At 56.7% G+C, this 7,516-nt stretch carries 3 protein-coding genes; all 3 read right to left on the reverse strand.

Annotated features, from left to right (window positions below; translation table 11 throughout):
- Positions 1-129: 129 nt before the first annotated feature.
- Positions 130-2,043 (reverse strand): DUF4214 domain-containing protein, encoded by a 1,914-nt coding sequence (locus tag P0652_RS18650; protein ID WP_284180415.1) that lies wholly within the window; start codon positions 2,041-2,043, stop codon positions 130-132.
- An 852-nt stretch (positions 2,044-2,895) separates the two neighbouring features.
- Positions 2,896-4,725: an autotransporter domain-containing protein gene (locus P0652_RS18655; protein ID WP_284180416.1), complete on the reverse strand. Its 1,830-nt coding sequence runs from the start codon at positions 4,723-4,725 to the stop codon at positions 2,896-2,898.
- Positions 4,726-5,127: 402 nt separating this feature from the next.
- Positions 5,128-7,516, reverse strand: a 2,389-nt coding sequence (locus P0652_RS18660) for a cadherin domain-containing protein (RefSeq protein ID WP_284180417.1), incomplete at its 5' end; no start/stop codon positions are given.

Consider the following 7,516-nt stretch of genomic DNA (forward strand, 5'->3'; position numbering starts at 1 on the left):
CAGTCCGTCCTCAGCAGGGCCGGACTCTAACTCCATGTGGAGGAAAATCTCAGTGGCAGGTCAGCCGAGGCAGGAATCCAGTTGGAAAGCGCCCCAAAACTTATCAAACCAACCGAGCCCGCTCTTCTGTCATGCCAACCAGATACCGTTGCTTATAACCGGTGCGACCTTGGCGATGTTTTCTGGACTTTCCGAAAACCCAATCAGCAAAGTGGTGCGCGTCCAAGAACCATCAAGGAGCCGACCCTGCCAGCCCTCGAGACCCGCCGGATCTGCATCACGATCAAGAACATTGCGATAGAGCGCGTTGATGTATTCGCCATCTGTTGGGTTGCTGCCGTATTTTTGCTGAAACTCGGCAGAGGCGAGGAAGGCGGATGACATTTGCTGGAGGGAGAGGCCACCATCAACAAGCGTCACATTGTGCTTTAATCCCGGTTGGTCTGGCACCCGCGCAAACGCGGCCTGATAGAGCCGATACACCTGCCCCGCATTCCCGGACAAATCGAAAGCCAACTCTCCATCCGAAAACAAAAATCTTTCGACGTTCGCAATTGTGTCAATACCGAAATTATCGTTTTCAATAGTCACCTCACTTCCAGAAATCGTTATTTTCGCCGAATTTCGGGCAAATAAAGAAAAAAATTCATCTAGACCTCCTGATGCATCAAAATTATCGTGGGCTACGGTGTTTGTAATTATGTCTGGCCCAGATCCCATTGTCGAATACGACACTTGTTGAAATTTAAATTCTTGATTCGTGTTGTATACATTAATATAATATTGATCTTCTCCATAAATTTGGGAAATAAAACTGTATTTTGATCCATACTGAAATATCTGATGACTATATTTATCTTGATCATTATCAGAAAAAAAATCGCCAACCGTAAGCGCTGAAAAGCTATTGCTTCCATTATTGATCCAAACCATTGGCATGGAGGGAGTCAAAACGCCGTTATATTCAACAATAAAATCAGCCCAACCGTCCAGGTTAAAGTCGACCGGCCGCGCCCAGATTGGCCACGCGGTGCCCGTTGCCTGTCCAGGTGCTCCACCCGACCCCATCGCTCCAAAGGCCGATGCGGTAATCTCCTTGAAAGTGCGATCGCCGTTGTTCAGAAAAGCCTGGACAAACCAACCATCATAAAACGGGTCACCCTGGGTTCCAATCGCAATAAGGTCGTTGTACCCGTCTCGATTGATATCGATCGGATCGACATCAAGGACGATCGCAGAGCTAAAAACAGCTGATTCATTCAGTATTGTTTTTTTCGATTCATCATATTGGCCACCTGTATTCCAGTATACAAATGGCGCTCTATTTTTAAAGAAGCTCAACGATTCATCGCTTGTAATAATGAGATCAACGCTACCATCCCTGTCCAAATCCGTTAATGTGGACCCTGGAAAAACGTAGCCATTTTGAGGATCAAGAGACGACGTTTTCGAAGACGAAAAAACTGTATCTGAAAAATTGAATACTCCATTCCCTTTATTTTCTAACATATAGGGTGCAATGGCAGCTCCACCCCAATATCCGTTTCCAACAAAAATGTCTATTTTGCCATCAAGATTAATATCGCCGGCAGCAGAACTATGTGAATAATCAGAAATTTGAGGCAGCCCGGCAGAAGCATCGACCCAGGAACCGGATGGAGTGCTCAGGTACAAACGATTTTGCGCTCCGGGGAACGGGGACGCATCCCAGCCGTGATCTGAAATGAAGATATCATTGCGCCCATCGGCGTTTAAATCGGTGACAATCACCTTCCGCGGATGGACAGACTGCAAGAGGTTCGAGGGGAAGACCGAGTCCGGGGCAAGGGAAAATCCACCCGTGCCGTCACCCAGGAAAAGATAACCAGGTTGGGCACTTTGGTCAGGAGTACCTCCGGTGGGATAGGTGGCCCCCAAGGCGATAATGTCATCATTCCCGTCTCCATTCAGATCGACAACGGTAGAGAAGAAGAATAGGGGCGCATCCGGGACGGTTAGTCTGAGCTGCTTATATTGATACATCGAAGCATAGCGGCCACTCATGATCTGACCTCCGGATCTTGGAACTTTGTCCCTCTAATTTATTGGCACATGTCTTTCAGTTCGGCAGCCGCAGGAGAAGACGACCGGCCAGACATTTAAATTTACCCTCTGGGATCCCTTGCATCGAAGGCCTGCCATGAACGCCCGCGCATCGACCCAAATTTCGCCTGCGATGAGCATATCAACGGCTTTTTTGCGCTTCAAGCCGCCAGAACAGGGAGATCTTTCCTGCCTATTATTTTCCTTGCCGGGCGCCCCACCGGGGAGGTGTGCGCCCGCTTGAGCTTTTTCCTGTCAGACGATCTCAAGGCCGCTGCCATTGCCCGTTCTGGCGAATTATGAGCCTCCTGGCACGACCAACCGGACGCCTTGGATCCTCCTGGCAAAGGTCATGCGGAAGAATTCGGCTCGGCGTGCCGTAAGCGGATTCTGCGTCAGATCGCCAAATCGGGGGGGCGCCTTCTTTCGACCCAGAAGAAGCACAGGGCATTCGGACGAGCGCAAAGATCGCCAATGAGCAGGCCAAGTCGTAAACGAGATTGGCCGTTGCCCTGATGGACTGGGCTCGCACTCTTGCACGTCCTATTCGAAAACCATCCCAAGCATCTCGGGCATATTGTGCCTGCTAATGGACCTGGCCGAGGGCTGGGTGAAATCACCTCTTTGCGCCCAAGAAGCCTTGTTCGCGCAGCGCCCTCGCCGTCTCAGTGGGGCTCAAGGGCCATCCGGTCCGGATCGGGGCATACCCAGGAGGGTACGTTCGACCAACCCGGCACGATGACGATCGAGCCGTCGATATCGTTGAACCTTCGGGCGAAGCGTTTCCTGCTCTGGCCCGAAGATTAGTTAGGATCAGAAACCGATGCGGCCGCCAATCGAACCCCGGTGGCTGATCTGGCCGCCCGCCGCAACCGCGCCCCGATAATCGAGATGAGCCTGAAAGCCGCCGACAAGACCACTCAGGCCAACACCGAAAGTCAGGCCCGGGCTTTCAACCTTGCCTACTCCTGTCGAAAAGTCGCTCCCGGGACTATCCGCAAGCGCGCCTCGCAGCTGGGCACCCGTTTGGCCGAGGAGCGCTTCATAGCCTATCACGACATGGCCGGTCAGGTTCGGCGCGAACTGATAGTCTGTGCGCAAGTCTGCGGCGGCCAGGAACGCAGAAACCGTTCGACCCCGATAGCTGATCGGCGCAATGGCGCCGGTTTCGCTGAATGAACGCGTATTCCCGGAGAGGTAGCCAAGCTTGACCGAAGGCTCGAAGGTCAGGTTACCCAGTTTGACCTTTTGACCGATCTGCCCCACTGCACTGAAGGCCGCCGAGAGGGTCTCGCCCTTGTTGCTTAAGGAAGCAATGCCCAAAACGCGTTCAAACTCGTTGATCCGCGTGAGGCTGGTCCCCAGGGCAGCCTGGGCGAAAAAGCCCTGTTGACCACTCCAGCGCGCCAGCATATCGAGCGTAAAGCTGGTCGGCTGCATGGAAATCTTGTTTCCCTGGACAGACGAGGAACTTTCACCGGTCTTGACCGAAGCCGCTCCGCCCAGCGTGATCCGATCATTCAGGTGACGTAAAATACCAATCTCGATGCCTCCTGCTGAGTAGGTGTAGCCGGGCATGCTGGAACGCGCCTTCACGGCCGTTTGGTCCCCGATGATGGCGATGTAGATATCGGTTTTTTCAGCCTGAGGATGATAGCCACGAAGGCGATCGAGGCTTCGCTGGGCAGCAAGGCGTCGATCATGAACACCGATTTCCGTGATTGACGCTGCCGCAGCAGCCTGGATGGGTGCATTAAGGTATTGCTGGACTGCTTGCGCGACAAACGCATGGCCCCGTGCGGTCGGGTGAACACCATCCCAGAAAAGATAGGTGTTCTGGGTTGCTGTGCTGCCGGTTACGCAGGCCGGTGTCGTCAAGCATTGCTGGGTGACATTCGTAAAACCAAAAGCGGAGGGGTCCGACCGGACCGCACCGAATAAAGCTGCCGCATTGACCTGAAGAATTCTCGTATTTGGATTAGCCTGAGCGACTGTTGCAAGACCATTGGTCAGCGTGGTGTTGAAAGTGACGGCCGCCAAACTCGCAAGCGGCGCAGCCCCGCTTGTATTGAATTGTGGTGCAGCGCCTAGATCCGGCAGGTTCATCACCACAATTGTTCGGGCGCCTGCCGCCGCGATTTGCCCAATCTGGGCGACGACATTGCTTGCTGCCGTCGTGGCTACGCTCGAGATCGCCACGGAGTTCTGGTTTGCCGGGACGGCGATCGCCTGGAAAATGTCATTGGCACCCGCCCACATCGTGACGATATCCGTCGCGCCGAATGTCCCACCGCCCGCGAAAAATGCGCCGACTTGGGTAGCGGTTCCGGGTCCGGGCGCCAGGATCGTATCGGTTCGCGACCCCCCAAAAGCAAAGTTGAGACTGCCCGATGGGGTCACGCCACCTGTCCAGCCGGCTTGCGCTCCAGCAATCGATTCAACCCAGACAGGCCCGTTCGAAAACCGGCCGTTGAAATAGGGTTGAGGCGGCTGAGTGTTCCCGGACAACGCAAAAAGGTTGCCTCGATCCGAAAGGGAATCTCCGAAAGTGACCCAGCGTTGTTGCGCTGCCGCATCCTCGATCGAAAAAGTCAGAACCAACAATCCCGCAAAGGCTTTCGCCTTGCGCCAGCACCCCGCCATAACGTCCCCCAAGACAGTTTTTGTTTATGAATAAACTATCCTGGGATGTCGCCGATCTGTCAAGCTTGCCAGCAAAACAGACCTCCCCTTCCCCGGGACGCGCATTCGGCGTTGCACAAAGCCCCTCCCCAGTTCAACGCTGGGGTCAAGCGGGACCAAATCGCTTGGGTCATCATGGCTAGTCATGTCCAAGAAGCGGGGAGTTTCCGAAATGGACGGTTCTATAAACCCTATTTCCGCGTTCGCCTCGCCACGGAATCGCGGGGATTTGGCCCAGGCCAGCCGGTCATTCCTGGCATGATCGCGCAGGTGGACATCATCTTGGGCCAGCACACGATCATGAGCTACGTGACCAACCCGATCAACAGGATGGCGAGCGAAGCGCTCCGGCAGTGATCCCGATCAGACAATCGAGACCTTGGCGAGTTCGGTCGTCAACGTCCCGTCCGTGAAGAAGGTGTATTCCGAGCCCGACTGGGTGAAATGCTCGCCCGCCGCAACGGTAAAGGTGTCGTTGCCGTCCATCTTGAAGGTCAGCGTGTTGCCAGGACCGCTGGTGCCAAGCACGTCGGTGGCATGGGTGGCGGTGAAGTTGGTGAAGTCCGCCGCTACACCGGCCGCCTCGAAATCAATCGTCTCGACATTGGTGAGGAAGGACAGCTGGCCCAGCGTGAAGCTGCCGGTGCCAATGACATTGACCGTATCGGAATCCGCGCCGCCATTGATGTTCAGCGAGGTCGACTGGACGTCGAGATCGAGGATGAAGACGTCATTGCCGGCCTCGCCGAAGAGCTGGTCGATCCCGCCATTGCCCCGGATCGTATCGTTGCCGTTACCGCCATTGATGGTGTTGACGCCGCTTGTGCCGGTGAGGATGTCGTCATTCGTCGAGCCGGTGATATTCTCGATATCGACGAACGTGTCCCCGGCCGCATCGCCGCCGGAGCCGGTATTGGCGGCAAGATCAACCGTGACCCCCGAGCCCGAGCCGGCATAGCTCACCGTGTCGATATCGGCACCGCCATTCATGACATCCGCCTGCGCCGATCCGTTGAGGATGTCGTCGCCGGCGAGGCCGTCCATGAAGTCATCTTCCGCCGTCCCGTTCAGCGTATCGTTACCAGCAGTGCCCCCGACCAGGGTCGCGATGTTATTGACCGTGATTGCGACTGACTGGGTTGTGCTTGCCCCCTGCCCGTCCGAGACGTTCACATCGATGTTGTAGACGTTATTGGCGCCGGCGTCGGCCGGGCTCTCGAAATCCGGGGCTGAATTGAAGGTCACTTCTCCGGTCGTCGAGTTGATCGTGAAGAGCGAGGCGTCGGCGCCGCCGGAGATCGAGTAACCGAATGTCGGGCCCACATCCGGGTCGGTCGCGGTCACGGTCATCACTGCCGTGTCGCCCTCGTAAATCGTGGCCGTTGCGGCGGAGGTGATGGTCGGTGCTTCGTTCTGGTTGGTCACCGCGACCGCAATATCCTGGGTCGTGATCCCGCCAAGACCATCGGCGACCTGAACCCGGACATTGTAGGTATTGTCCGCCCCCGTATCCTGCGGGTTCTCAAAGTCCGGCGCCGTCACAAAGGACAGCGCCCCGGTTGTCGGATGGATCGCGAACTTGGCGTGATCGCCAACCCCCGCGACGATCGAATAGGTCAGGCTCGCCCCGGCATCCGGATCGGTCGCAGTCACGGTGAGAACGGCCGTGCCATTCTCGACAACGGATTGGGTTGTCGAAGAGGTGATGGTTGGCGCTTCGTTCTGGTTGGTGACCTTGACGGCTATGTTCTGCGTTGTCGTGCCGCCGAGGCCATCGGCCGCCTGCACCTGCACGTCGTAGACATTGTCGCCGCCAGTATCGGTCGGCAACTCGAAGTCCGGCGCCGTCACGAAAGTCAGGGCGCCCGTCAGGGAATCAATGGCGAACTTGGCGCCATCGCCCCCGGGGACAATCGAGTAGGTCAGGCTCGCCCCGGCATCCGGATCGGTCGCAAATACGGTGAGAACGGCCGTTCCATTCTCGACAACGGATTGGGTTGCAGGCGAGCTGATGGTCGGTGCTTCGTTCTGGTTGGTCACTGCGACCGCAATATCCTGGGTCGTGATCCCGCCAAGACCATCGGCGACCTGAACCCGGACATTGTAGGTATTGTCCGCCCCCGTATCCTGCGGGTTCTCAAAGTCCGGCGCCGTCACAAAGGACAGCGCCCCGGTTGTCGGATGGATCGCGAACTTGGCGTGATCGCCAACCCCCGCGACGATCGAATAGGTCAGGCTCGCCCCGGCATCCGGATCGGTCGCCGTCACATTCATCACCGCCGTGCCGTTCTCGGTGATCGAGGCGCTGGCGCTCGAGGTGATCACGGGCGCTTCGTTGACGTTCGTTACCTCGACCGAGAGAACTTGCGTATCGATCCCGCCGAGCCCGTCCGAGACCTGGACGGTCACCACATAGACATTGTCGAGATTGGCATCGCTGGGCGCTTCGCGGTCCGGCGAGGCAAGGAAGGTCAGGGCGCCGCTGACAGGATCGATGGCGAACTTCGCGCCATCGCCCCCGGGGACAATCGAATAGCTCAGGCTTGCCCCGGCATCGATGTCGCTGGCGGTCACCGTCGTCACCGGCACGGTGATCAGGCTGTTCTCGGCGAAGGTCACACTGGCTGCGGCCCCGCCGCCATCCGAGGTTATGGTCGGTGCTTCGTTCTGATTGGTCACCGCGACCGCAATATCCTGGGTCGTGATCCCGCCAAGACCATCGGCGACCTGAACCCGGACATTGTAGGTATTG

This window comes from Rhabdaerophilum sp. SD176 (genome assembly GCF_030143245.1).
Taxonomy (GTDB): domain Bacteria; phylum Pseudomonadota; class Alphaproteobacteria; order Rhizobiales; family Beijerinckiaceae; genus Rhabdaerophilum.

What these genes read in the sequence shown, in the direction of transcription:
- P0652_RS18650 (WP_284180415.1), bottom strand. Translation starts at nt 2,043, where the DNA reads ATGAGTGGCCGCTATGCTTCGATGTATCAATATAAGCAGCTCAGACTA.
- P0652_RS18655 (WP_284180416.1), bottom strand. Translation starts at nt 4,725, where the DNA reads ATGGCGGGGTGCTGGCGCAAGGCGAAAGCCTTTGCGGGATTGTTGGTT.